Below are 24,026 nucleotides of genomic sequence, written 5' to 3' on the forward strand. Positions count from 1 at the left end.
GGACGACCTCAGTCGAGGTCCGGGTTGCGACCGGTGCGCTCGCCCGTGTCGAGGGTCGCGATGGCCTCGTGGTCGGCGGCATCCAGGGTGAAGTCGAAGACGTCGCCGTTCTCGATCAACCGCGCCGGCGAGACCGACTTGGGGAAGACGACCAGACCGCGGTCGAGGTGCCACCGGATCACGACCTGCGCGGGCGTCTTGCCGTAGCGGGCGGCGATGCGCTCCAGCACCGGCTCGTCGAGGAGACCGCCGCGGGCCAGGGGCGCCCACGACTCCGTGACGATCCCCCGCGCGGCGTTCGCCGTGACGAGCTCGTTCTGCGGGAACCGCGGATGCAGCTCGACCTGGTCGATCACGGGCAGCACGCCGGTCTCGTCGCGCAGACGGTCGATATGCACCGTCGAGAAGTTGCTCACGCCGATCGACGTGACCCGCCCCTCCTCGCGCAGCCGGATGAGCGCCTTCCAGGTGTCGACGTAGCGGTCGGCGCTGGGGATGGGCCAGTGGATGAGGTACAGGTCGACGCGGTCGAGGCCGAGGCGGGAGGAGCTGGCGTCGAACGCGCGGAGCGTCTCGTCGAAGCCCTGGTCGTCGTTCCACACCTTGGTCGTGACGAAGACGTCCTCGCGGTCCAGACCGGACGCGCGCAGCCCCTCGCCGACCTCCGTCTCGTTGCCGTAGAGGGCCGCGGTGTCGACGTGCCGGTACCCGGCCGCGAGCGCGCCGGCGACGAGGTCGGCGGTGACATCCGCCGGCACCTTGTAGGTGCCGATCCCGAGCTGGGGGATGGTGTTGCCGTCGGACAGCGTGAGACGGGGAGCGGCGATCATGTCACTCACGCTACCGGCCCCCGGCGGGGCCGGACGGCGGGGACGGATGCCGCGAGGGCGGGGCCACGCCCCCGACCCGCCCGCATCGGGGCCGGGCGGGGACGGTCGACCCGTCAGGCGGTCAGACGGGCCAGGGCCTCGTCGGTGGTGAGCGCTTCGCGCTCACCGGTGCGACGGTCCCACAGCTCGACCTGGCCGTCGGCGGCGCCGCGGCCGACGATGAGGATCCGCGGGATGCCGACGAGCTCGGCATCCCCGAACTTCACGCCGGGCGAGACCTTGGGACGGTCGTCGTAGAGGACGTCGAGACCGGATGCCTCGAGCTTCTCGGCCACCGACGCGGCGAGGTCGAAGGCGACCGCGTCCTTGCCCGTGGCGACGACGTGCACGTCGAACGGCGCGACCGTCGTCGGCCAGACGAGGCCCTTGTCGTCGTTGTTGAGCTCGGCGATGATCGCGAGGATGCGCGTGACGCCGATGCCGTAGGAGCCCATGGTGACGGTGGCGAGCTTGCCGTTCTCGTCGAGCACCTTCAGCCCGAGCGCCTCCGCGTACTTGCGACCGAGCTGGAAGACGTGGCCGATCTCCATGCCGCGGGCCAGCTCCACCGGACCGGAGCCGTCGGGCGCCGGGTCGCCCGGCCGAACGGTGGCGACCTCGACGAACCCGTCGCCGACGAAGTCGCGGCCGGCGACGAGCGAGTGGACGTGCTTCTGGTCGATGTTCGCGCCGGTGATCCAGGCGGTGCCGTCGACGACGCGCGGGTCCAGCAGGTAGCGGATCTTCGTCGCCGACTCCGCGCCGAGCACGGGACCGGTCGGCGACCACGGGCCGATGTAGCCCTTGACCAGCAGCGGGTTGTTCTCGAAGTCGTCGGCGGTGGCGGCCTCCACCTCCGCGGGGCCGAAGGCGACCTCCACGCGCTTGTCGTCCACGTCGCGGTCGCCCGGCAGACCGACGACGACCAGCTCGCGCTCGCCGTCGAGGTGGGTGAGGGCGAGCACGACGTTCTTCAGCGTGTGGGCCGCGGTCCATTCCGCCGCGTCGGCGGTGGCCGGACCGGCGATCCCGGCCGCCGGGGCGTCGAGGTGCGCGTTCGCGTGGTCGACGAGCGTCGCGATGGTCGGCGTGTTCGGCGAGTCGAAGATGACGGGCTCGGGCTGACCGTCGATCGGCAGGGCCTCGGGCGCGACCGTCGTGAACGCCTCGACGTTCGCGGCGTAGCCGCCGGCCGAACGGACGAAGGTGTCCTCGCCGATCGGGGTCGGGTGCAGGAACTCCTCCGACTTGGAGCCGCCCATCGCGCCGGCGTCGGCCGCGACGATGACGTACTCGAGGCCGAGGCGCTGGAAGATGCGCTCGTAGGCGTCGCGCTGCGCCTGGTAGGAGGCGTCCAGCCCCGCGTCCGACGCGTCGAACGAGTAGGCGTCCTTCATCGTGAACTCGCGCCCGCGCAGGAGGCCGGCGCGGGGGCGCGCCTCGTCGCGGTACTTGTCCTGGATCTGGAACAGCGTGAGGGGAAGGTCCTTATAGGACGAGTAAAGGTCTTTCACCAGGAGGGTGAACATCTCCTCGTGCGTGGGCGCGAGGAGGTAGTCGGCGCCCTTGCGGTCCTGCAGACGGAACAGCGCGTCGCCGTACTCCTCCCAGCGGCCGGTCTGCTCGTACGGCTCGCGCGGCAGCAGCGCCGGGAAGTGCACCTCGAACGCACCGGCGTTCGCCATCTCCTCGCGGACGATCGTCTCGATCTTGGCCTTGACCCTCAGACCGAGCGGCAGCCACGCGAAGATGCCGGGGGCGTTGCGACGGATGTACCCGGCGCGCACGAGCAGGCGGTGGCTCGTGACCTCGGCATCCGAGGGGTCTTCGCGGAGCGTGCGGAGGAAGAAGTTCGACAGACGGGTGACCACGATCATCGAGTCTAGGGCGGTGGATGCCGCCCCCTGACCCGGTCGCGTCGGTCGACTCGGTCGATGCCGTCCGTTCCGTCGCCGGCGGAGCGGGCCGTAGGGTGAACGCGTGCGCGTCCGCTGGATCGTCCTCCTCACCGCGTCGATCGCGGTGCTCGCGGGGACGATGGTGTGGGCGTTCGCCGGGTCCGCCGTCACCTCCGTCCTCGGGTTCGGCGGGGCTCCGCGCGACGAGGACGAGGACTTCGGCGCCGTCGTGGTCCACGACGTCGACGCCGACGGCATCCTGTCCCCCGAGCCGGACCGGCGCGCCCGCGAGGTGTGGGACGAGTTCACCCGCGTGGTGACCCCCGACTTCGCCGCCGCGACCATCCGGCAGTACCGCGTCGGCGACAACCCGGACAGCGACACCCTCGCCTACGTCTACCGCGACGCGGACCCACGACTGTGGGTGTTCGCCGCGAACCTCGCGTACGCCGACGACCCGGATCTGCTGCTGTCGACGCTCGTCCACGAGTACGCGCACATCCTCAGCCTCGGCGCCGACGACACCGATCACGGGACCGACTCCTGCGAGACGGTGCAGACGAACGAGGGATGCCTCCGTCCCGATGCCGCGCTCACGTCCTTCCAGCAGCGGTTCTGGAGCGGATACGAGGACGCCCCCGACCCGGACAACGACGACCCCGACCGGGCGTGGGAGTTCTACCAGGATCACGAGGACGACTTCGTCAGCGACTACGCCGCGACCAACGTGGCGGAGGACTTCGCCGAGAGCTTCATGACCTACGTCCTGGAGGAGAGATCCGACGCCGACACCGTGATCGGCGAGAAGCTGCGGTTCTTCGACGGTCAGCCGGAGTACGCCGAGGCCCGGGATCGCATCCGCACGGAGTTCGCCTTCGGCTGACCGGCCCGACGTAGCCTGGGGCGATGACCACCGTGCTGCTGACCGGGTTCGTCCCCTTCGCCGGAGACGCGTCCAACCCGTCCGGGGACGCCGTCCGTCTCGTCGCGGAGCGGTGGACCGGCCCGGAGGAGCTCGTCGCCGAGGTGCTCCCCGTGACGTTCGACGGAGCACCCGCCCGCCTGCGAGACCTCATCGCCGCCCACCGTCCGTCGGTCGTCCTGGCCGTCGGACTGGCCGGCGGTCGCACCGCCGTCACCCCGGAGCGCGTGGCCGTCAACCTCGCCGACGCCCGCATCCCGGACAACGACGGCGCCCAGCCGGTCGACGCGCCGGTCGTGCCGGACGGACCCGCGGCCTACTTCGCCACGCTCCCGGTCAAGGCGATCACCGCGGCCGTGGACGCCGGTGGCATCCCGGCCGCCCTCTCGCACACCGCGGGGACCTTCGTCTGCAACCAGGTGATGTACGCAGCGCTGCACGCCACGGCGGGATCGGACGTCCGCGCGGGCTTCGTGCACGTCCCCTACGCGACCGAGACCGCCCACGCCGGTGCTCCGTCGCTCCCGCTCGCGGACATCGCCCGCGCGCTCGAGATCGCGGTGCGGACCGCCGTCGACACCCCCGCCGACGCGGCCCTCGTGGGCGGCGCGCTGCACTGACGCGCGTCGGGCGGCGCACTGCACTGACGCGTGCGGCCTCCGCTCGCAGAATCGCGTCGATCTCGCAGCATTCCGCCCGGATTCTGCGAGCTTCGCGGCATTCTGCGAGTTCCGCGACGCCCCGCGGCGCCTCAGGCCCGGCGTCGCCCGACGTGCAGCACGGTTCGCACGAGCAGGCCGGCCGCCAGCGCCCAGAACGCGGCGCTCACGCCGGCGATGGCGATCCCGGATGCCGCGACGAGGAAGGTCACGACGGCGGGCACCCGCTCCCCCGGGTCGTCGATCGCCTGCTGCACCGCCGAGCCGAAGGCGCCGAACAGCGCCACGCCCGCCACCGCCGGGATGACCCCGGGCGGGGCGAGCAGCACGATCGCGGCGAAGGCGGCCGACAATGCGCCGAGCACGAGGTACATGCCGCCGGCGGAGACCCCGGCGACCCACCGCTTCTTCGGGTCCGGGTGGGAGTCCGGCCCGGCCGCGATGGCGGCGCTGATCGCCCCGAGGTTGGCCGCGTGCCCGCCCGCGGTCGCGGCCAGCGCCGAGCCGAGCCCGGTGACGAGCATCGCCGGCCGCCACGGGATCGTGTAGCCGAGGCTCTTCATGACGGCGACGCCGGGGACGTTCTGCGACGCCATCGTCACGACGAACAGCGGCAGGGCGATGCCCACCACCGACCCGACCGTGAGCGTCGGGACGGTGAGCTCCAGACGGGGCAGGAGGGAGGCGGCATCCATGTCCGCGCCCGACCGGGCCAGCTCGACCGACACGACGGCGATCGCGGCGACGAACGCGAGCGGGACCGCCCACCGGGGCAGGAGTCGGGATGCCACCAGCCACACGACCAGCACCGGGGCCACTCCCCACGGGTCGTCCACCAGGCCGACGAACGGCGCGACGCACAGCGGAAGCAGGACGCCCGCGAGCATGGCCTGCGCGATGGACGGCGGGATCCGCGCGATGAGCGCCCCCAGCGGGGGGAAGAGCGCGGTGCAGAGGATGAAGGCCGCCGAGACGAGGAAGCCGCCGACGACCGCGGGCCAGCCGCCGTCCACCGCGCCGGTGGCGGCGAGGAGGGCGACGCCCGGGGTGGACCACGCGATCGTGATCGGGATCCGGTAGCGCGTGGCGAGCACGATGCAGCCGACGCCGACGACGAGGGTGATCGCCAGCAGGCCGCTGGCGGCCTGGGCCGGCGTCGCACCGACCGCCTCGAGACCGGTGAGGACGACGGCGAAGGTGCTCGTGAAGCCGACGAGGGCCGTGACGACGCCCGCGATGAGCGGACGGGCGAGCGAGGAGGAGTCGGTCATGAGACTTTCGACGCTATCGGACCGAAAGCCGGAGGCCGGCAGGCCGACCCTCGACCCGTGGCCCCCCGCGCGTCCATCTGCGCCACCTCACGGCCCGGAGCCCAGCGCTGACTTGCTGCAAATGCACGCGCCAGAACCCCGCGCGCGTACATTTGCGCCACCTCACGGCCCGGCATGCACGGCACGCACGGCACGGAGCAGCACGGCGGGGCGCACGACGGCCACGGCCGCCGGGGAGGCGCGTCAGACGGTGACGACCTGCGCAGTGCCGGGCGCGGCGTCGGGGCCCATCTCGTCCGCGATGCGGTTGGCCTCCTCGATGAGCGTCCGCACGATGTCCGCCTCGGGGACGGTCTTGATGACCTGGCCCTTGACGAAGATCTGGCCCTTGCCGTTGCCGGAGGCGACGCCCAGATCGGCCTCGCGCGCCTCGCCCGGACCGTTGACGACGCAGCCCATGACGGCCACGCGCAGCGGCACCGTCATGTCCTTAAGGCCTTCGGTCACGTCGTCGGCGAGCGTGTAGACGTCGACCTGCGCGCGACCGCACGAGGGGCACGAGACGATCTCGAGCTTGCGCTCGCGCAGGTTCAGCGACTGCAGGATCTGGTGGCCGACCTTGACCTCCTCGGCCGGGGGCGCCGACAGCGACACGCGGATGGTGTCGCCGATGCCCTCGGACAGCAGGATGCCGAACGCCGTGGCGCTCTTGATCGTGCCCTGGAACGCAGGTCCGGCCTCGGTCACACCGAGGTGCAGCGGCCAGTCGCCCCGCTCGGCGAGGAGACGGTACGCCTTGACCATGACGATCGGGTCGTTGTGCTTGACCGAGATCTTGAAGTCGTGGAAGTCGTGCTCCTCGAACAGCGACGCCTCCCACACGGCGCTCTCGACGAGCGCCTCCGGGGTGGCCTTGCCGTACTTCTCGAGCAGGCGGCGGTCCAGCGACCCGGCATTGACCCCGATGCGCAGCGAGACGCCGGCGTCCTTGGCGGCCTTGGCGATCGCGCCGACCTGGTCGTCGAACTTGCGGATGTTGCCCGGGTTCACGCGCACGGCGCCGCAGCCGGCGTCGATCGCCTGGAACACGTACTTCGGCTGGAAGTGGATGTCGGCGATGACGGGGATCTGGCTCTTCTTCGCGATGATGTGCAGCACGTCCGCGTCGTCCTGCGACGGCACGGCGACGCGCACGATCTCGCAGCCGGATGCCGTGAGCTCGGCGATCTGCTGGAGGGTGGCGTTGATGTTGGTCGTGGGCGTCGTCGTCATCGACTGGACGCTCACGGGGGCGTCACCGCCGACGAGCACCTTGCCGACCTTGATCTGACGGGTCTTGCGACGCGGAGAGAGGACCTCCGGCACGCGGGGCATACCGATGTTCACTGCGGGCACGGGCCCAGCCTACGCCGATGCGGCTGGACGAAGGCGGAGGAGGGCCCTGTGATAGGTTCGGCGCCATGCGCGCGTATCCGACCTGGTGGCCCACCGTCTAGGCGGTGTGCACGCGCACGAACAGACCGCCCCTCCCTGAGAACCGGGCGGTCTTCGTGTTTTCCGGCGGCCGCTGCGGACCCTCGTTCACAGATGGAAGTACTCCGATGACCGCGCCCGATCCCTCCTCCGCCCTCCTCGACCTCGCCGCGGGCGATGCGCCCTTCGCCCTCATCGCGCGTGACGGCGAGACGATCGAGGTGCTGACCGGCGACGTCGTCGACGTCGAGCTGCTCGCGGACATCCCCTTGATGGATGCCGCCGGCGTCGCGCGCGAGGTCCTCGCCCTCGTCCCGTTCCGACAGGTGCGGGAGCGCGGATTCGTCTGCCACGACGACGGCGCCCCGCTGCGCTGCCTCGTCATCGCGGACCGCCGTGTCGTGCCGCGCGCGGAGGCCCTGGCATCCCTCCCCTCCTCCCCCGTCAAGCTCGCGGACGCCGGCTTCGACATCGCCGACGAGGAGTACGCCGACATCGTCCGGCGCGTGATCGCCGACGAGATCGGCCGCGGCGAGGGGGCGAACTTCGTCATCCGCCGCGACTTCGTCGCGGGGGTCGACGTCGACCCGCGCGTGGCCGCGCTCACGTGGTTCCGCGCGCTGCTCGAGCACGAGAAGGGCGCCTACTGGACCTTCGCCGTCGTGACCGACGGGCACGTCGCCGTCGGTGCCAGCCCGGAGGCGCACGTGAGCGCCAAGGACGGCATCGTCACGATGAACCCGATCTCGGGCACGTTCCGGCACCCCGCCGGCGGGGCGACGGCCGAGACGCTCGCGGAGTTCCTGCGCTCGACCAAGGAGACCGAGGAGCTCTTCATGGTCGTCGACGAGGAGCTCAAGATGATGAGCGCCGTGTGCAGCGACGGTGGCCGCATCACCGGCCCGCATCTCAAGGAGATGTCCCGGCTGACGCACACCGAGTACATGCTGCGCGGGCGCAGCGACCTCGACCCCCGCGACATCCTCCGCGAGACCATGTTCGCCCCGACCGTGACGGGCTCGCCGATGCAGAACGCCTGCACCGTCATCGCGCGGCACGAGACGATCCCCCGCGGCTACTACTCCGGCGTCGCGGCGCTGTTCACCCCGAATGGCGCGACCGAGGGTCCCACGCACGACCTCGACGCGCCGATCCTCATCCGCACGGCGTACCTCGTCGACGGACGCCTGCGCGTGCCGGTCGGGGCGACGCTCGTGCGCCACTCCGACCCGTACGGCGAGGTCGGCGAGACGCACGGCAAGGCGGCGGGCGTGCTCGGAGCCATCGGCGCGATCCCCCGCGACACCGCCCCGGCGGCCGTCCCCGCCGCCCCGGCCGACGCCGACCCGGACGCCCCGACGGCTCCTCGCCGGCCGCTGGCGGAGGACGCGGCGATCGCCGAGCTGCTCGCCTCGCGCAACGACCGCCTCGCCCCGTTCTGGATGAACCCGCAGGACCCCGACGGCTCCGGGCCCTTCGCCGGGCGCACCGCGCTCGTCGTCGACGCGGAGGACCGGTTCACCACGATGCTCGCGCACCAGCTGCGCCACCTCGGCCTCGACACCCGCATCGTGCACTGGTCGGAGGCGGACGACGCGACGCTCGACGCGGCCGACCTCGTCGTCTCGGGCCCCGGTCCCGGAGACCCCCGCGACGACAGCGCGCGGATGGCCGCGATGCGCCGCGTGGTGGCGCGGCGACGTTCCGCGGAGACGCCGTTGCTGGCCGTCTGCCTCAGCCACCAGATCCTCGCCGACGGCCTCGGCTTCGACCTCGCCCCGCTGCCGCGCCCCCACCAGGGCCTGCAGAAGAGCGTTGACGTCTTCGGCGAGCCGGCCTCGATCGGGTTCTACAACACCTTCACGGCGCGGATGCCGGATGCCGCCCCCTCCGGCGTCGACGTCGCGGCCGAGCCGTCGTCGGGTGACGTCTACGCGCTGCGGGGTCCCGGCTTCGCCTCGGTGCAGGGCCACCTCGAGTCGATCCTGTCCCGCGACGGGATGCGGACGCTGGAGCGGCTCATCGCGCACGTGCTCTGACCCGCGGGTCACGGCCCGGGTGCCGCGGCCGGCCGGCGGCGGCCCGGGTCAGAACAGGCGGACGGGGTTGAAGACGTCGGCGGCGATGAGGATGCCGCCCATGGCCACGAGCAGCACGACCACGACGAAGGTCGCGGGCACGAGCCGGGTGGCATCCACCGGGGCCGCCACGCGTCCGCGGATCCGGGCGATCGTCCGCTTCAGGCCGTCCCAGAGGGCCACGACCACGTGCCCGCCGTCCAGCGGCAGCAGCGGGATGAGGTTGAAGACGAAGAGCGCGATGTTGAGCGAGCCGAGCAGACCGAGGATCGTGCCGGCGCGGGCGGCGATCGGCGCGTCGACGGCAGCCACCTCGCCGGCGAGCCGCCCGGCGCCGACGACGCTCAGCGGGCCGTTCGGGTCGCGCTCCTGGCCGGTGAACAGGTCGACCGCGGTGTCGTAGACCCGCACGGGCAGCTGCGTCATGATCTGCGCGACGGAGCCGATCTGCTGGACGGTGGCCTGCGGACCCGCCCACAGCGGCTGGGGCTCGAGGCTCTCCTGGGCGAGCAACCCGGCGAAGCCGACCGTCTCGTACTCGGGGTTCCCGTTGGCGTCGGTCACCGCGCGGCCCCGGTCGTCGGTCACCGCACGGTCGGTGCTCTGCGGGGTGATCGAGACCATCTGCTCGACGCCGTCGCGGGAGATCACCACGGGCAGGGCCTGGCCGGCGGAGCGCTGGATGATGTCGGCCGCCTCCGCGAAGGTCGAGACGGGGGTGCCGTCGACGGAGACGATGACGTCGCCGGGCTGGACGCCGGCCGCGGCGGCGGGCGCGAGCGGGTCGGACGGGCCGCAGTCGGTCCGCTCGGCGCTGGCCGGGATGACGCACTGCGAGACCGCGGCGACCGTGGTCGTGGCCGTCTGCACGCCGATGGCGCTCAGTGCGATCGAGATGAAGACGAAGGCCAGCACGAGGTTCATGAACGGCCCGCCGAGCATGATGACGATGCGCTTCCAGACCGGCAGCTTGTAGAACACGCGGTCGTCGCCCGCGATCATCGTCTCGGCGTTGGCGTCGCGCGCGTCCTGCACCATGGTCGCGAACAGTCGGGAGCGCCGGGGGGACGCCTCCTGCTTCTCGGGTGCGGGCGGGTACATGCCCGCCATCGAGATGTAGCCGCCGATCGGGAGGGCCTTGATGCCGTACTCCGTCTCACCGCGGCGGCGAGACCACAGGGTCGGGCCCATGCCGATCATGTACTGGCCGACGCGGACGCCGAAGAGCTTGGCGGGCACGAGATGCCCGACCTCGTGCAGGGCGATCGAGAGCGCGAGGCCGATCACGAGCACGAGGACGCCGATGAGGAAGGCGATCGCGGTCACCCGCTGACGATACCGCCGCCCGGCTTTGAAGCGCCCGTGCGGCCGCGATGCGAGGGCTGTGCGACGGCGGATGAGAGAATGTCGGGGATGCCGAAAGACGCCGCCCCCCACCTCCCGCCCGTCCTCCGGCCGGAACGTCCGCCGCACCGCGATCTCGCGGAGCTGGCCCGCCTCTTCGCCGGCCGGACGATCGGCGACGTCGAGGGCACGACCCTCACGGGGATCACCCTGGCCACCGCGGACCTGCGGGCCGGTGAGGCGTTCGTCGCCATCCGGGGCGTCAACCGTCACGGCGCGGAGTTCGCCCCCATCGCCGCCGAGCGTGGCGCGGTCGCCGTCGTCACGGACGCCGCGGGCGCCGACATCGCCGCTCCCACCGGCCTGCCCATCGTGGTCGTCGACGACCCGCGGGCGCTGCTCGGGGACCTGTCCGCGTGGGTCTACGGCACCGGCCCCGACGACGACCTGCCGACCCTCCTGGCCACCACGGGGACCAACGGCAAGACCAGCGTCTCCCACCTCCTCGAGGGTATCCTCGGCCAGCTCGGCGTGGTCACCGGCCTGTCCTCGACGGCCGAGCGTCACATCGCGGGCGAGGTCATCGTCTCGCGGCTGACGACGCCCGAGGCATCCGAGTTCCACGCCCTCCTCGCCCTCATGCGCGAGCGGGGCGTGCAGGCCGTCGCGGTCGAGGTCAGCGCCCAGGCCCTCACCCGCCACCGCGTCGACGGACTCGTCTTCGACGTCGCGGGCTTCACCAACCTCAGCCACGACCACCTCGACGACTACGCCGACATGCGCGAGTACTTCGAGGCGAAGCTGCCGCTGTTCCGTCCCGACCGCGCGCGACGCGGGGTCGTCTGCCTCGACACGACATCGGGCGCGGAGATCGCCCGACGCGCGGAGATCCCCGTCGTGACGATCGTGACGCCCGCCATCGCGGAGGACGCCGCGCCCGACGCCGATTGGACCGTCGACGTCGTCGACGAGCGTCCGGACGGCACCGAGTTCGTGCTCCGCGCCCGCGACGGCCGGACCCTCACCACGGTGGTCCCGGTGATCGGACGCCACATGGCGGCCAACGCGGGCCTGGCGATCGTGATGCTCCTCGAGGCCGGGTACGCGTGGGACGCGCTCGTGGCCGCTCTCGACGCCGGGAGGATCGACGCCTCCCTCCCGGGTCGCACGCAGCTCGTGTCGGGGCCGCAGGGGCCGGCGGTGTACGTCGACTTCGGCCACTCCCCCGACGCCTTCGAGAAGACCCTCGCCGCCGTGCGTCGCGTGACGCCCGGCAAGGTGCTCATGCTCTTCGGCGCCGACGGCGACCGCGACGCGACCAAGCGCCACGACATGGGCCGGACCGCCGTGGAGGGCAGCGACATCCTCGTCGTGACCGACCACCATCCGCGTCATGAGGATCCGGATGCCATCCGCACGGTGCTCATCGAGGGGGCGCGCCGTGCCCGGCCCGACGCCGAGATCCACGAGTTCTCCCCGCCCGAGCGCGCCATCGCCGAGGCCGTGAAGCTCGTCGGCGAGGGCGACGCGATCCTCTGGGCGGGACCCGGCCACCAGGACTACCGCGACATCCGCGGCGTGCGGACGCCGTACTCGGCCCGCGAGCTGTCGCGCCGGGCCCTGGCCGCGGCGGGCTGGCCGGTGGCCGATCCGCAGTGGCCGGTGCCCTACCCCGCCGACGAGACGCCCTCGTCGGACCCCGACCGCCCGTTCGCCTTCCCCGCCTGACGCTCCCCCGCCGCCCGGGTCCCCTCCCGGGCCCCTCCGGCCGTGACTTGTCACACATGCACGCCGCACCCCCCGCAGCGCGTACATTTGCGCCAAGTCAGCGCCCTGGCATCCCGAGCCCCCGGGGGCCGTGACTTGTCACACATGCACGCCGCACCGCACGCAGCGCGTACATCTGCGCCAAGTGAACGCCCTGGCATCCCGAGCCCCCGGGAGCCGTGACTTGTCACACATGCACGCCGCACACCCCGCAGCGCGTACATCTGCGCCCAGTCAGCGCCCTGGCATCCCGAGCCCCCGGGAGCCGTGACTTGTCACACATGCACGCCGCACACCCGCAGCGCGTACATCTGCGCCAAGTCAGCGCCCTGGCATCCCGAGCCCCCGGGAGCCGTGACTTGTCACACATGCACGCGGGACACCCCCCAGCGCGTACATCTGCGCCAAGTCAGCGTCCCCGGCGAACGGGGGGGGTCAGCGGGCGGCGATGACCTCGTCCGCCGTGCGGCGGGCCCAGGCCTCCGCCTCGGCGAGGGATTCGCGCGTCAGCGACGACGGCGCGTCGTGCCGATCGACGACGGCCTCGATGACCTCGAGGATGCCGAGGAACGTCAGACGTCCCTCGTGGAACGCGTCGACGGCCTGTTCATTGGCGGCGTTGAACACGGCCGGGTAGGTCGCGCCCGCCGCACCGACGCGCTTTGCGAGGGTGACGGAGCCGAAGGCCTCCTCGTCCAGCGGCTCGAACGTCCACTGCGAGGCGCGGGTCCAGTCCAGCGGCGCGCCCACGCCGGCGACCCGTCGGGGCCAGTCCAGCCCCAGCGAGATCGGCAGCCGCATGTCCGGCGGCGACGCCTGCGCGATCGTCGACCCGTCGACGAACTCGACCATCGAGTGCACGATCGACTGCGGATGCACGACGACGTCGATGCGCTCGTAGGGGACGTCGAAGAGGAGGTGCGCCTCGATGACCTCGAGGCCCTTGTTGACCAGGGTGGCCGAATTCGTCGTCACGACGCGGCCCATGTCCCACGTGGGGTGCGCCAGCGCCTGCGCCGGGGTGACCTCGCCCAGCTCGTCGCGGGATCGACCGCGGAACGGCCCGCCCGAGGCGGTGAGCACGAGCCGACCGACCTCCTCCGCGTCCCCGGAGCGCAACGCCTGCGCGATGGCCGAGTGCTCGGAGTCGACGGGGACGATCTGCCCGGGCGCGGCGAGCGCGGTCACCAGCTCACCGCCGACGATGAGCGACTCCTTGTTGGCCAGAGCGAGGGTCCGGCCCGACTCGAGGGCGGCGATCGTCGGGCCGAGGCCCACCGACCCGGTGATGCCGTTCAGCACGACGTCGGCGTCGACGTCGCGGACGAGCTGCTCCGCCTCGACGGCGCCGAGCGCGACGTGCGGGACGCCGAACTCCGCGGCCTGCGCCTCGACGCCCGCGCGGTCCGACCCCGCGGCGAGACCGACGACCTCGAAACGCCCGGCGTTGGCACGGATGACGTCGAGCGCCTGCGTGCCGATGGAGCCGGTGGAGCCGAGGATGAGGACGCGACGCATGGGCTCAGCCTAACGACGCGTCCTCCCGGTCAGGACTGCGGCGCGTGCTGCACGCCGAGGATGTCGATGACGAACACGAGGGTCGCGTTCGCCGGGATCTCGCCCTGGCCCGCCTCGCCGTAGCCGTCGGCCGGCGGGATGACGGCGACGACCTGCGAGCCCACGGTCTGCCCCTCGAGGGCCTGACGGAAGCCGGGGACGACGCCCGTGGTCGGGAACTCGGCGGGCATGCCCCGCTCCCAGCTGGAGTCGAAGACGGTGCCGCCGTCGTACAGGACGCCGGTGTACTGGACGATCACCTGGTCGCCCGAGCGGATCTCCTCGCCGTCGCCCTGACGCAGGTTCTCGATCCGCGTCTCGGTCGGCGCCGGGGCGTCGGGCACGGTGATCGTCGGGGCGCCGTCGTCGGCGAACTCGACCGTGGGCATGCCCTCGACGGGGGCGACCTCGGTGCCGGTGGCGCGGGTCGGGAGCTCCTCGATCGCGTCGGCGACGAGGACGTAGGCGGGAGCGCCCTCGCCGAGCACGCCGGCGGGGAAGGTCGAGACGGTGCGCGAGCCGACGGGGACGCACGAGACGGCCGCCCCGAAGATCTGCTGGGCGTTGACGACCATGTCCATGCCGGCCGGGTCGGTGTCGAGCGAGTTGAGGAGCACCTCGCCAGTGGACGCGTCGACGACCGTGTAGTTCGCCTTCACGACGTCGCCGGCCTGGATCTCGTCGCCCGATCCCTCGATGAGCACGCTGCGCTGGATGTCGGCGGGCGCGAAGTCGTCGGGACGCTCGATCGTCACCGGGCCCTCGAAGTCGCCCGACACGTCGAGCCCTTCGGGCACCTCGCCCGTGAACGGGGTAGTGCAGTCCCCCGACGCGGAGGCGGTGGCATCCGGCGTCGAATCGGCGTCCGGGGAGCCGGAGCATCCCGCGAGCAGCAGCACCGCGGCGGCGGCGACGGACAGGGTGGCGATCGGACGGATGCGCACGGCGGACCTCTCGATGGGTACGGGGGACGCCCCCATCCTCCCCCATGCCGGCTTAGCCGCGCCTGTGTACCCCATGCACGGGCGGGCATGCGCCGCGGGATACCCTCGACGAGTGACTTCCGACGTGCCCGGCGACCCCACCGCCGTCCCGCCGAAGCAGATGGGCGCCGCGTACGGCCTGGGCCGTTCGGTCATCACCCCCCTGGCCCGGGCCGTCTACCGCCCGCGGGTCGAGGGGCGGGAGAACGTCCCGCGTACCGGCCCGGTGATCTTCGCCAGCAATCACCTGTCGTTCATCGACTCCATCGCCATCCCGGTGGCCGCGCCGCGTCCAGTGCACTTCCTGGCCAAGTCGGCGTACTTCGAGAAGTGGGCGTCCCGGCAGTTCTTCACCGCCATCGGCGCCATCCCCGTCGAGCGCGGTGCCGGACAGAAGGCCCTCGATGCCCTCGACCAGCAGCGCGCCCTCCTCGAGGACGGTCGCGCGGTGGCGCTGTACCCGGAGGGCACGCGCTCGCTCGACGGACGCCTGTACAAGGGCCGCACCGGCGTCGCGTTCCTCGCGCTGCAGACGGGGGCGCCGGTCGTCCCCGTCGGATTGATCGGCACCGACAAGGTCATGCCGGTGGGGGCCCGCATGCCCACGCTCAGCGAGCGCATCACGGTGCGCTTCGGCACGCCGCTCGACCTCTCCCCCCACGGCCCGGCGTCCTCGGGCCGCGCGCGCCGCGGCGCGACCGACGAGATCATGGCCGCGATCCACGCCCTCAGCGAGCAGGAGCTCGCCAACGCGTACAACGAGGCCCCCGCGCAGAACCCCATCGACCGGATCAAGCAGGTTCTCCCGCACGAGCGTCTCTGACGATTCGTCCTTGACGTGGCTGCCTTCGGCGAGCATCGTCGGGGTGACGGGCCCGTACCCGTCACGCCACGACGAGGAGGCACCGTGAAGAAGTTCGTCAACGACCCGGCCGACGTGCTGGCCGAAGCCCTGATCGGCATCCAGGCCATCCACCCCGAGCTTCGGATCGACACCGAGAACCGCGTGATCCTGCGGGCCGAGCCGACGCGTCCGGGCAAGGTGGCCCTGGTCTCCGGCGGCGGTTCCGGGCACGAACCGATGCACGGCGGCTTCGTCGGGCGGGGCATGCTGGACGCCGCAGCGGCCGGCGAGGTGTTCACCTCCCCCACCCCGGACCAGGTGCTGGCCGCGACGCAGGCGGCCGACTCCGGCGCCGGCGTGCTGCACATCGTGAAGAACTACACCGGCGACGTCCTGAACTTCGAGATGGCCGCCGAGCTCGCCGAGGCGGAGGGCGTCCGCGTGGCCTCGGTGGTGGTCGCCGACGACGTCGCCGTGCAGGACTCCACCTACACCGCGGGCCGTCGCGGCGTGGGCACGACGGTCGTGCTCGAGAAGATCGTCGGCGCCCTCGCCGAGGAGGGGGCGGACCTGGATGCCGTCGCCGCCCTCGCCCGCCGGGTGGCCGACTCCGGCCGGTCGATGGGTGTCGCGCTGACCAGCTGCACCGTGCCGGCCGCCGGCCGGCCGACGTTCGAGCTGCCCGAGAACGAGATGGAGGTCGGTGTCGGCATCCACGGCGAGCCCGGCCGGTCCCGCGTGCCGCTGGCGTCCGCGCGGGAGATCGCCCGCATGCTCGTCGACCCGATCGTCCACGACTTCGGCGACCCCGTCGGTCCGGCGATCGTCCTGCTGTCCGGCCTGGGCGCCACGCCGCTCATCGAGCAGTACCTCCTGTACGGCGAGATCGCTCCGCTGCTGGCCGACGCGGGCGTCGACGTGCAGCGCGTCCTCGTCGGCGACCACATCACGAGCCTGGACATGGCGGGGGCGTCGTTGACAGTGGTGAAGGCGGACGACGAGATGCTGCGCCTCTGGGACGCCCCCGTCGTCACCCCGGGTCTCCGGTGGGGCGCATGACCGGCGCCGTCTCGACCGCCGACCTCGTCACCTGGATCCAGGCCTTCCGCGATGCGGTGCAGCAGCACAAGGAGGAGCTCACCGCTCTGGACTCCGCCATCGGCGACGCCGACCACGGATCGAACCTCGCCCGCGGCATGGATGCCGTCGTCGCGAAGCTCGACACCGTCCCGGCGAGCCCGGCGGAACTGTTCAAGCTCGTCGGCATGACCCTGGTCTCCTCGGTCGGCGGCGCGAGCGGTCCGCTCTACGGCACGCTCTTCCTGCGGATGGGACCTGCCCTCGCGACGGGAGGGACGGTGGATGCCGCCGCCCTCGGCGCCGCGCTCCGCGCCGGTGTCGAGGGGGTCGTCGCCCGCGGCAAGGCCGAGCCCGGCGACAAGACGATGATCGACGCCCTGCTCCCGGCCCTGGACGCCTGGGACGCCGCCGGCGACGACCTCGCCGCCGCGGCTCGGGCGGCCGCCGACGCCGCCGCGGCGGGCCGCGACGCGACGGAGCCGCTCGTCGCCCGCAAGGGCCGCGCGAGCTATCTCGGCGACCGCAGCGCCGGACACGTCGATCCCGGTGCGGCCTCCTCGACCCTCCTGCTCGAGGCGCTGGCCGCGACGGTGGCCGCGTGATCGGGCTGGTGGTCGTGTCCCACAGCCGCGCGCTGGCCGAGGCCGCCGTGGAGCTCGCCCTGCAGATGGGCGGCGACCACCCGCCCGTGATCCGGGTGGCGGCAGGCGGTCCGGACGGCGACCTGGGGACGGATGCCACGGCCATCGCGACCGCGATCGACGAGGCCGACACCGGCGAGGGCGTGCTGGTGCTGATGGACCTGGGCTCGGCGCTGCTGAGCGCCGAGATGGCGCGGGAGTTCGTGGCGGTCCCCGAGCGCGTGCGCTTGAGCGCGGCGCCGTTCGTCGAGGGGCTCGTCAGCGCCGTGGTGACGGCGGCCGGCGGTGCCGACCTCGACGCGGTGGCCACCGAGGCGGAGACCGCCGGGGAGGCCAAACAGCGTCAGCTCGGCGCGGACGCCCCGTCGTCCGGCCGTGAGCCCGCGGCATCCGCTCCCCCGGTCGAGGACGCGCTGTCGTTCGAGGCGACCGTGGTGAACCCTTCGGGTCTCCACGCCCGACCCGCGGCGACGTTCGTCAAGACCGCGTCGCGCTACGACGCCGACGTCCGCATCGCCGACCTCGACGCCGGCGGTGAGGAGGTCTCGGCGCGCAGCCTGCTGGCGCTCATGTCGCTCGGCGTGCACCGGGGTGCGCGGGTGCGCGTGCGGGCGACCGGTCCGCAGGCCCGCGCGGCGCTGGACGACCTGCGCGGACTCATCGAGGACGGCTTCGGCGAGCGCTGAGCCGCGCGCCCGCCGGACGTGCCGGGGACGCCGTCAGCGCGGAAGGCTCAGCAGGCGCCGCGCGAGGGACTCCTCGACGACGAGCTCGGTGATCAGTCCGGCGGCTAGCGCTCCGCGCAGCCCGTCCAGCTTGGACAGACTCGACACGACGCAGAAGCGGCGCGGGATGCGGCGGACGGTGTCCAGGTCGGGGCCGCTGGAGCGGTTGTTCAGCTCGGGGATGTCGGATGAGCCGTCGACGCGGTAGAAGACCGTCGCGCAGTCGCCGACGACGCCCTCCCGCTCGATGATCGACCGGTCGCGTTCGTCGAAGTAGTCGCCGCTGTAGACGTGGGACGGCACGTCGGCGTGCGGCGAGCCCAGGCCGAACACGAAGAGCCCCACCCGCTGCTGGATCTCCAGCACCGACCGCACCGAGCGCTCCCGCCACATCGCCTGCTTCGTGCGGGGGTCGTCGAAGAGCGCGGGCACGGGGAACTGGTGCACCGACGAGGACCACGCGGCACCGAAGCGCGACAGGATCTCCCCCGCGTACGGGATGCCGGAGGTCCGGGGGTTGGCCGCGCCGTTCATCTGGACGATGTGGGTGTCGTGCACGTCCTTCGCCGCCATGTGGCGGGCGACGGCGGACAGCGTCGACCCCCAGGCGATGCCGACGGTCATCGACGACTCGACGCGTTCGGCGAGGATGCGCGCCGCGGTGAGCGCGGTGCGCTCGAGGCGGTCGGCCTCGGTGGTGCGGGTGGGCGTGGGCACCACGTGCGCCATGATCCCGTAACGGTCGGCCACCCGCTGGGCCATCTGACCGCGCGCATCGTCGGGCGGGCTGATGGAGATGGTCACGAGCCCGACGTCCCGGGCGTGCTGGAGCAGACGCGACACGGAAGACCGCGAGACGCGCATCTCGTGCGCGATGGCATCCATCGTCAGGTCCTGCATGTAGTAAAGCTGTGCCGCGCGCAGGGCGTCGCGAGAGCGCTCCTCGGCCTGTGTCGTCATGGTCCCCCACCCTTCCGATACGCCATTCTGCACGTTTTTTCAGGGGGCTTGCAACAACGTGCACGTAGGCGCATCCTGCTGGGGTACCGATAACGAAAGGTCGCAGTCGACATGTCGTCCCCCACCTCCCAGCTTCGCGCCGATGTGCAGGCGCTCCGCGACGCCGAAGACCTCGACGTCCTCATCATCGGCGGGGGCATCAACGGCCTCGCCACCCTTCGGGACCTGGCGCTGCAGGGCGTCAAGGTGGCCCTCGTCGAACGCGGCGACTTCGTCTCCGGCGCCTCGTCGGCGTCGAGCCACATGGTGCACGGCGGCATCCGCTACCTCGAGAACGGCGAGTTCCGTCTCGTGAAGGAGGCGGTCACCGAGCGCAACGACCTGCTCAAGACCGCCCCGCACTACGTCAAGCCGCTGGAGACGACGATCCCGATCTACAAGACGTTCTCCGGCATCCTCTCCGCCCCGTTCCGCCTCCTGGTGACGCACGGCCGCGGCAAGCCGAACGAGCGCGGCGCCCTGCTGATCAAGGTCGGGCTCATCATGTACGACACCTTCTCCCGCGACGGCGGCACCGTGCCCCGCCACAAGTTCCTCGGCAAGAAGAAGTCGCTCGCCGAGCTGCCGAAGCTCAACTCGGACCTCGCCTACACGGCGACGTACTTCGACGCGTCGATGCACGACCCCGAGCGCATCGCCCTGGACGTGCTGCGCGACGGCATCGAGGCCGGCGGCGGACGCACGCAGGCCGTCAACTACGTCTCCGCCGTCGGCGCAGACGAGAACGGCGTGCGCGTGCGCGACGAGGTCTCCGGCGAGGAGTTCAGCGTCCGGGCCAAGGTCGTGCTGAACACGGCCGGGCCGTGGACCGACCTCGCCAACAGCGCGATGGGGCAGCCGACGCAGTTCATGGGCGGCACCAAGGGATCGCACATCGTCCTCGACAACCCCGAGCTGCTGGCCGCGACCGGCGGTCGCGAGATCTTCTTCGAGCACTCCGACGGTCGCATCGTGCTGATCTACCCGCTGAAGGACCGCGTCCTCGTCGGGACCACCGACATCGACGCCGACCCGTCGCAGCCGGTCGTGTGCACCGACGACGAGATCGCGTACTTCTTCGACCTCATCGGGCACGTGTTCCCCACCGTCGGCGTCGACCGCTCACAGATCGTCTACACGTTCTCCGGCATCCGCCCGCTCCCACGCCACGACGACACCGCGCCCGGCTTCGTCTCGCGCGACTACCGCATCGTCGACGGCGAGGTCGCCGGCATCCCGTCGATGAGCCTCGTGGGCGGCAAGTGGACGACGTTCCGCGCCCTCGCCGAGCACCTCAGCATGAAGACGCTGCAGAAGCTGCGCCGCCCGCACCGCGTCAGCACGCAGGGCCTCGCGATCGGCGGCGGCAAGGGCTACCCGACCAGCCCCGAGGAGCGTCGTCGGTGGATCGCCGCACGCACGAACTCCCACGGCGCCGCTCTCGTCGAGACGATGCTCGATCGCTACGGCACGCGGGCGGACGTCGTCCTCGACGCCCTCCCGGCCGAGCCCACTCCGCTCGCCGACGCCCACGGCTACTACCGCGAGGAGCTGGCCTGGATCGCCGCGCACGAGCAGGTGGTGCACCTCATCGACGTGCTCCTGCGTCGCACGCACCTGGCGTTCGTCGGCGGCATGACCGAGCGCACGCTGCGCGAGGTCGCCGAGGCCGTGGCCGGCCCGCTGGGCTGGGACGCCGACCGCATCGACGCCGAGATCGCGGCGACGACGGAGACGCTCCGCCGCGCTCACCGCGTCGATCTCACCGAGGCCGGGGTCGCTCGAATCTGAGAGAACGTGCGGGCGCGCCGCCTGTTGCGCGCCCGCACGGCGGTCATAAGTTCGGGGGAAGAGCCGCATAACTACCGAGACGTCGACGTCCGGGTGCGCAAAGAAAGGTCAATGACGACATGCAAGAAGTCAATCTGGGGCTGTACTTCCTCTCGGAGGTCGTCGGAACCGCGATGCTGATCCTCCTCGGCTGCGGTGTGGTCGCGAACGTCGCGCTCGCCAAGACCAAGGGCAACGCAGGCGGCACCCTGATGGTGAACTGGGGCTGGGGTCTCGCCGTCTTCGCCGGTGTCATCGTCTCGGCGTACTCCGGGGCGCAGCTGAACCCGGCCGTCTCCATCGGCCTGCTCGTCAGCGGCGGCATCACGATCGGGCAGTTCTTCGTCGCCGTCGCCGCGCAGCTGGTCGGCGCGATCATCGGTGCCGTGCTCGCCTGGGCGTCGTACAAGCAGCACTTCGACGACGAGCCCGACCCCGCCGCGAAGCTCGGCGTGTTCTCCACGGGCCCGGCGATCCGCTCGTACGGCTTCAACTTCCTCACCGAGGTCATCGCCACCTTCGTCCTCGTCTTCGTCATCTTCGGATTCGCCGACTACGGCATCGCCGACGTGGGCGTGCCCGCGGGCATCGGCGGCCTCTCGGCCGTTCCCGTCGCCCTCCTCGTGGTCGGCATCGGCGCCTCCCTCGGCGGTCCGACCGGATACGCCATCAACCCGGCCCGCGACCTCGGCCCCCGCATCGCCCACGCGATCCTCCCCATCAAGGGCAAGGGCAGCAGCGACTGGGGCTACGCCTGGGTGCCCGTCGCCGGCCCCCTCGTGGGCGGCGCGCTCGCCGGCCTGCTCGCGCCGGTGCTGCTCGGCCTCGGCTCCTGACCCCCGCGGGGGCGGATCCCGCCCCCGCATCCCTCTCCGCAACCCGACACACCACACCTGACAAAGGAGTCCACACATGGCCGACTACGTCCTCGCGATCGACCAGGGCACGACCTCGACCCGCGCGATGATCTTCGACAAGTCCGGGAGCGTCGTCTCCGTCGGACAGAAGGAGCACGAGCAGATCTTCCCGAAGGCGGGATGGGTCGAGCACGACCCGCTCGAGATCTGGCGCAACACCCAGGAGGTCATCGGACTGGCCCTCAGCCGCGCCGACGTCACCCGCCACGACATCGCCGCCGTGGGCATCACCAACCAGCGCGAGACCGCGGTGGTCTGGGACAAGAACACCGGCAAGCCCGTCTACAACGCGATCGTCTGGCAGGACACCCGCACCCAGTCGATCGTCGACCGTCTCGCCGAGGGCGACCCCGAGCGCTACAAGAGCATCGTCGGCCTGCCGCTGGCGACCTACTTCTCGGGCACGAAGATCGTCTGGATCCTCGAGAACGTCGACGGCGCCCGAGAGAAGGCGGAGGCCGGCGACCTGCTCTTCGGCACCACCGACACCTGGGTGCTGTGGAACCTCACCGGCGGCATCGACGGCGGCGTGCACGCGACCGACGTCACCAACGCCAGCCGCACGCTGTTCATGGACCTCGAGACGCTCTCCTGGCGCGAGGACATCCTCGCCGACTTCGGCGTGCCCGCCTCGATGCTCCCCGAGATCCGCTCCTCCTCCGAGGTCTACGGCTCGGTCGAGTCGTCGTCGCTGCTGCGCGAGACCCCGATCGCCGGCATCCTCGGCGACCAGCAGGCGGCGACGTTCGGTCAGGCGGCGTTCGACCCGGGCGAGAGCAAGAACACCTACGGCACGGGCAACTTCCTCATCTTCCAGACGGGCGAGGAGATCGTCCACTCGAAGAACGGCCTGCTCACGACGCTCGGCTACAAGCTCGGCGACCAGCCCGCGCGCTACGCGCTCGAGGGCTCGATCGCGGTGACCGGCTCGCTCATCCAGTGGCTGCGCGACCAGCTCGGCATCATCTCCTCCGCCCCCGAGGTGGAGGCGCTGGCCTCGGGCGTCGACGACAACGGCGGCGTCTACTTCGTCCCGGCCTTCTCCGGGCTCTTCGCCCCGTATTGGCGTCCCGACGCCCGTGGCGCGATCGTCGGCATGACCCGCTACGTCAACCGCGGACACATCGCCCGCGCCGCCCTCGAGGCGACCGCGTTCCAGTCGCGCGAGGTGCTCGACGCGGTCAACGCCGACTCGGGCGTCGACCTGGCCGAGCTCAAGGTCGACGGCGGCATGACGGCGAACGACGCGCTCATGCAGTTCCAGGCCGACATCCTCGGCGTGCCCGTAGTCCGCCCGGTCGTCGCCGAGACCACCGCCCTGGGCGCCGCCTACGCGGCCGGCCTGGCCGTGGGCTTCTGGGACAACCTCGACGACCTCCGGTCGAACTGGCAGGAGGACAAGCGCTGGGAGCCGAACATGGACTCCGACGAGCGCGAGCGCGAGCTGCGCCTGTGGAAGAAGGCCGTCACGAAGTCCATGGACTGGATCGACGACGACGTGCGCTGAGCGCACCGTCCGCAAAGAGACCCCCGTCGACATCGGTCGGCGGGGGTCTCGTCGTCCCCGGCGTCAGGCCGCGACGACCTCCGGCTCGTGGAGCACCGGGAAGTTGACCGAGTTCGCGATGAAGCACCACTCCCGTGCCTGGCGGTGCGCGGCACGGGCGGCCTCGACCATCGACTCGTCCGCGACGACGACCCGCGGGCGCAGCGTCACCTCGGTGAACGCGCCCCCGCCCTTGCCGTCCTCGACGAGGGTGCCGCTCGCGTCGTCCTCGTAGCCCACGACGACGACACCCACCTTTACGCACGCGTACAGGTACGACAGCAGATGGCACTCGCTGAGGGCGCCCAGCAGCAGCTCCTCCGGGTTCCACTTCGCGGGGTCGCCGCGGAACGGGGTGTCCGCGGACGCCTCGAGAAGCGGCTTGCCATCGACCTCCAGCGATACGGACCTGTCGTAGTCGCGGTACCCGGTCGTCCCGGCTCCGCGATCGCCGGTCCACGTCGCCCGCAGGCGGTACTGGTGCTCACCGTTCATGCAGCCAGTCTCGCACCGCCCGCCGTCGCCACGGCGCCTCCCGGCCGCGGCATCGCCGCCCGCGGGCCCCAGCCCGTGGCATCCCCCGTCCTTCCGGCGCGACGCGCGAGACCCGCGCGCGGACCGGT

General features: G+C 72.0%; 20 protein-coding genes. 11 read left to right on the forward strand and 9 right to left on the reverse strand.

Features of this window, described 5'->3' with window-relative positions:
- Positions 1-8: 8 nt before the first annotated feature.
- Both ACO03V_RS10655 and ACO03V_RS10660 read right to left on the reverse strand, forming a co-directional pair.
- Positions 9-830 (reverse strand): aldo/keto reductase, encoded by an 822-nt coding sequence (locus ACO03V_RS10655; RefSeq protein WP_423137568.1) that lies wholly within the window; start codon positions 828-830, stop codon positions 9-11.
- 113 nt (positions 831-943) lie between these two features.
- Positions 944-2,740, reverse strand: a complete 1,797-nt coding sequence (locus ACO03V_RS10660; RefSeq protein ID WP_423137569.1) for a proline--tRNA ligase — start codon at positions 2,738-2,740, stop codon at positions 944-946.
- Between the two features lie 109 nt (positions 2,741-2,849).
- Here ACO03V_RS10660 and ACO03V_RS10665 point away from each other — a divergent pair, with 109 nt between their 5' ends.
- Entirely contained in the window at positions 2,850-3,650 is an 801-nt protein-coding gene (locus ACO03V_RS10665) for an NADH:ubiquinone oxidoreductase subunit 4 (chain M) (protein WP_367730359.1), read from the forward strand.
- Positions 3,651-3,673: 23 nt separating this feature from the next.
- On the forward strand, positions 3,674-4,309 hold the full coding sequence (gene pcp, locus ACO03V_RS10670) for a pyroglutamyl-peptidase I (protein ID WP_423137570.1): 636 nt from the start codon (positions 3,674-3,676) through the stop codon (positions 4,307-4,309).
- A gap of 131 nt (positions 4,310-4,440) precedes the next feature.
- Here the strand turns inward: pcp and ACO03V_RS10675 are convergent, their stop codons facing one another.
- The gene (locus ACO03V_RS10675; RefSeq protein ID WP_423137571.1) at positions 4,441-5,619 is read right to left on the reverse strand and encodes a benzoate/H(+) symporter BenE family transporter; all 1,179 of its coding nucleotides are present in this window, start codon (positions 5,617-5,619) and stop codon (positions 4,441-4,443) included.
- A 243-nt stretch (positions 5,620-5,862) separates the two neighbouring features.
- On the reverse strand, positions 5,863-7,014 hold the full coding sequence (ispG, locus tag ACO03V_RS10680; protein WP_367730353.1) for a flavodoxin-dependent (E)-4-hydroxy-3-methylbut-2-enyl-diphosphate synthase: 1,152 nt from the start codon (positions 7,012-7,014) through the stop codon (positions 5,863-5,865).
- A 206-nt stretch (positions 7,015-7,220) separates the two neighbouring features.
- Between ispG and ACO03V_RS10685 the strand changes: the two genes are divergently transcribed.
- Complete coding sequence (locus ACO03V_RS10685) at positions 7,221-9,131, forward strand: anthranilate synthase family protein (protein ID WP_423137572.1); 1,911 nt, start codon at positions 7,221-7,223, stop codon at positions 9,129-9,131.
- A 48-nt stretch (positions 9,132-9,179) separates the two neighbouring features.
- On the opposite strand, the gene ACO03V_RS10690 is transcribed toward ACO03V_RS10685, so the two are convergent.
- Positions 9,180-10,496 (reverse strand): M50 family metallopeptidase, encoded by a 1,317-nt coding sequence (locus tag ACO03V_RS10690; protein WP_423137573.1) that lies wholly within the window; start codon positions 10,494-10,496, stop codon positions 9,180-9,182.
- Positions 10,497-10,583: 87 nt separating this feature from the next.
- Here ACO03V_RS10690 and ACO03V_RS10695 point away from each other — a divergent pair, with 87 nt between their 5' ends.
- Positions 10,584-12,242, forward strand: a complete 1,659-nt coding sequence (locus ACO03V_RS10695) for a Mur ligase family protein (RefSeq protein ID WP_423137574.1) — start codon at positions 10,584-10,586, stop codon at positions 12,240-12,242.
- 474 nt (positions 12,243-12,716) lie between these two features.
- Here the strand turns inward: ACO03V_RS10695 and dxr are convergent, their stop codons facing one another.
- Both dxr and ACO03V_RS10705 read right to left on the reverse strand, forming a co-directional pair.
- Positions 12,717-13,799: a 1-deoxy-D-xylulose-5-phosphate reductoisomerase gene (dxr, locus tag ACO03V_RS10700; protein ID WP_423137575.1), complete on the reverse strand. Its 1,083-nt coding sequence runs from the start codon at positions 13,797-13,799 to the stop codon at positions 12,717-12,719.
- Between the two features lie 29 nt (positions 13,800-13,828).
- Positions 13,829-14,782, reverse strand: coding sequence for an FKBP-type peptidyl-prolyl cis-trans isomerase (locus ACO03V_RS10705; protein ID WP_367730341.1), 954 nt, complete (start codon positions 14,780-14,782; stop codon positions 13,829-13,831).
- Positions 14,783-14,942: 160 nt separating this feature from the next.
- Here ACO03V_RS10705 and ACO03V_RS10710 point away from each other — a divergent pair, with 160 nt between their 5' ends.
- The 4 genes from ACO03V_RS10710 to dhaM all read left to right on the forward strand — a co-directional run bounded on the left by ACO03V_RS10710 (position 14,943) and on the right by dhaM (position 18,072).
- A complete protein-coding gene (locus ACO03V_RS10710; RefSeq protein WP_423137741.1) occupies positions 14,943-15,644 on the forward strand; it encodes a lysophospholipid acyltransferase family protein in 702 nt (233 codons plus the stop codon).
- Positions 15,645-15,728: 84 nt separating this feature from the next.
- Positions 15,729-16,724, forward strand: coding sequence for a dihydroxyacetone kinase subunit DhaK (gene dhaK, locus ACO03V_RS10715; RefSeq protein ID WP_423137576.1), 996 nt, complete (start codon positions 15,729-15,731; stop codon positions 16,722-16,724).
- Positions 16,721-17,347 (forward strand): dihydroxyacetone kinase subunit DhaL, encoded by a 627-nt coding sequence (gene dhaL / locus ACO03V_RS10720; protein WP_423137577.1) that lies wholly within the window; start codon positions 16,721-16,723, stop codon positions 17,345-17,347. The genes dhaK and dhaL overlap by 4 nt, the downstream gene beginning before the upstream one ends.
- Complete coding sequence (gene dhaM / locus ACO03V_RS10725; protein WP_423137578.1) at positions 17,344-18,072, forward strand: dihydroxyacetone kinase phosphoryl donor subunit DhaM; 729 nt, start codon at positions 17,344-17,346, stop codon at positions 18,070-18,072. Before dhaL ends, dhaM begins: the two co-directional genes overlap by 4 nt.
- 33 nt (positions 18,073-18,105) lie before the next feature.
- Here dhaM and ACO03V_RS10730 read toward each other — a convergent pair whose 3' ends face one another.
- A complete protein-coding gene (locus ACO03V_RS10730; protein WP_367730330.1) occupies positions 18,106-19,071 on the reverse strand; it encodes a sugar-binding transcriptional regulator in 966 nt (321 codons plus the stop codon).
- A 111-nt stretch (positions 19,072-19,182) separates the two neighbouring features.
- On the opposite strand from ACO03V_RS10730, the gene ACO03V_RS10735 reads away from it, so the two are divergent.
- The 3 genes from ACO03V_RS10735 (at position 19,183) to glpK (ending at position 23,364) form a co-directional block, all read left to right on the forward strand.
- On the forward strand, positions 19,183-20,901 hold the full coding sequence (locus tag ACO03V_RS10735) for an FAD-dependent oxidoreductase (protein WP_423137579.1): 1,719 nt from the start codon (positions 19,183-19,185) through the stop codon (positions 20,899-20,901).
- 119 nt (positions 20,902-21,020) lie between these two features.
- Positions 21,021-21,776: an MIP/aquaporin family protein gene (locus ACO03V_RS10740; protein WP_423137580.1), complete on the forward strand. Its 756-nt coding sequence runs from the start codon at positions 21,021-21,023 to the stop codon at positions 21,774-21,776.
- Between the two features lie 76 nt (positions 21,777-21,852).
- Positions 21,853-23,364 (forward strand): glycerol kinase GlpK, encoded by a 1,512-nt coding sequence (gene glpK, locus ACO03V_RS10745; protein WP_367730324.1) that lies wholly within the window; start codon positions 21,853-21,855, stop codon positions 23,362-23,364.
- A 63-nt stretch (positions 23,365-23,427) separates the two neighbouring features.
- Here the strand turns inward: glpK and ACO03V_RS10750 are convergent, their stop codons facing one another.
- The gene (locus ACO03V_RS10750; RefSeq protein WP_423137581.1) at positions 23,428-23,898 is read right to left on the reverse strand and encodes an OsmC family protein; all 471 of its coding nucleotides are present in this window, start codon (positions 23,896-23,898) and stop codon (positions 23,428-23,430) included.
- Between the last annotated feature and the right edge of the window lie 128 nt (positions 23,899-24,026).

It is taken from the genome of Microbacterium sp. HMH0099 (assembly GCF_049384025.1).
Lineage (GTDB): Bacteria > Actinomycetota > Actinomycetes > Actinomycetales > Microbacteriaceae > Microbacterium.